This window comes from Rhodoferax sp. GW821-FHT07G04, assembly GCF_059418585.1.
Map to the genome: position 1 here is coordinate 1,966 of NZ_JBWKQD010000015.1, position 2,393 is coordinate 4,358.

Below are 2,393 nucleotides of genomic sequence, written 5' to 3' on the forward strand. Positions count from 1 at the left end.
GCCCACGGATTGGTGACAGGGCAGCTGGATGCCCAAGGCGCCCTGAGCGAAACCATCCGTGACGCCAACGGCAATGCCACACAAACCATACGCTATGCCAAGCCGGTGGCTCTCCCGGTTGCGGCCGGCGCCACACTCAACAGCCTGCGCCCGGCCAGCGATGCCCAGGACCAGGTCACACAAAGCCAATACAACACCGCCAACCGCCTGGTCAGCCAGACCAATGCCGAAGGCACGGTCAGCCAGTTCAGCTATGACCGCATGGGCAACCTGGTCAGCACCACCACCGCGCTCAACACCCAGGACCAGCGCACACTGAGCGCCCGCTTTGACGTGCAAGGCCGCCTGGTCGGAGAACTCAGCGCGGAAGGCTATGCTGCACTGCAAAACCTGAACAGCCCGACGGCCACCCAGGTGGACCAGCTCTGGCGCGACTACGGCCTGACCCACAGCTATGACGCTGCAGGCCGGCGCACCAGCACCACCGACCAGAACGGCAACAAGACCCTGTTCTTCTACGACGCCAACGGCCACCTGAGCGACACCGTCAACGCCCTGGGCGAGGTCAGCGAGCAGCGCTACGACGCCCTGGGTCAGCTCAATGCCAGCACCCAGTACGGCACACGCCTCTCAGCCGCCACCCTGTCCAGCCTGGCTGGAATCGGCGGCGGCCTGGTCACCAGCGCCGTCAAGACCGCCATCAACACCCTGGTCAACGCCGCCAAGGACAGCACCACCCGCTACGCCTACAACAGCACCGGCACCCTGGCCCAACGCACCGACGCCCTGGGCAACACCCTGACCATGGGCTACAACGCCTTTGCAGAGGCTACCTCCACCGTCCAAGGCATTGGCAATGGCCAAAGCGTGCGCAGCACCGCCAGCTACGACCACCGCGGCCTGCAGACCAACGCAGTGGGCGATGCCGGTGGCATCAACGCCGGCACCACCAGCCAATACGACGCCTTTGGCCGCGTGGTGGCACAAACCGATGCCAACGGCAACACCACCAGCTATGACTACCAAGACCAGGGCCGCACCCTGGTCGTTACCGATCCCCAGGCCATCCAAGGCCAAAGCGCGACGCAACGCCGCACGACCTACGATACGTTTGGCCGCGTACTGACCCAGATCGAAGACTTCGGCAGGGCCAACCTGAAAACGACCTACGCCTACGACCAGGCGGCGCGCAGTGTCACCGTCACCACGCCCGAAGGCATCAGTGTCAGCACCACGCGCACCCGCCAGGGACAAACCCTGTCGGTGACCGATGGCAACCACAACGTCACCACCTACGAGTACGACAAGAACGGCAACCTGACGGCCACCAATGCGCCGCTGGCACGCAGCACCCAGGTCTACGACCACGCCTCCCGCCTGGTCGATACGGTCGATGCCAACGGCCACACCGTGCACATCACCTACGACGCCGTCAACCGCGTGGCCAGCCGTACCGTGGACCCCAATGGCCTGAACCTCGTCACCCGCTATGCCTACACGGCCAAGGGTGAGCAACTGAGCGTGACCGACCCCAATGGCAACGTCACTGCGTTCACCTACAACCTCAAGGGCGAGCTGGAAACCCAAACGGTAGACCCCACGGGCCTGAACCTGGTCACCCGCTTTGAATACGATGGCCGCGGCAAGAGCGTGGCCATGACGGATGCCAATGGCAACCGCACCGTCTACACCTACGACAAGCTGGGCCGTCGCACCTCGGAGGTGCAAGACCCATCTGGTCTGAACATCGTCAAGAACTACAGCTACGACGCCAATGGCAACGTGGTCAAGGTGGAGGTGCCGCTGGACAACACGGCCCAGTACGCCTACGCCTACAAGAGCGTCACCCGCTACGCCTACGATGCCGACAACCGCCTGCGCTTCACCCTGGTGGAGAGCACCGACGGCATGGGTGGCAACAAGACCAATGTTGCAGAAAACATCTACAACAACCTTGGCCGCCTGGTGCAAACCATCCAGTACGCCAACCCGCTGAACACGGACAGCATCACCGCCTTGGGCGATGCGCCCAGGGACACGGCTATCAGCACGCTGGTGTCGGGTCTGGGCGGCGGTGCTGCCAACCACATCCAGTACCGTCGCTACGACGGGGATGGCCGCGTGACGGCAACCGGTGTCAACCGCGGCGATGGCACGGCCAATGTAACGGCCTATGTCTACGACAACAACGGCAACGTGATCAAGAGCACGGCCTTTGTGAACACGCTGCCCTTGGCGGGCTTGGATCTTGAGACCACGCTCTTGCCGACGCCGGCCCCCGAGCATGACAAAACCATCCGCACGGTCTATGACGCGCAAAACCGCGCCATCTACGTGGCCGATGGCACCTTGGCGCCCATCGCGATGCGCTATGACGCCGTGGGCAACCTGAT

1 protein-coding gene is annotated in these 2,393 nt (G+C 63.7%); it reads left to right on the forward strand.

What is annotated here, in order from left to right; translation table 11 throughout:
* Nucleotides 1-2,393: RHS repeat domain-containing protein (locus AC07OO_RS25415; RefSeq protein ID WP_495084967.1), on the forward strand; the 2,393-nt coding region annotated here is incomplete at both ends.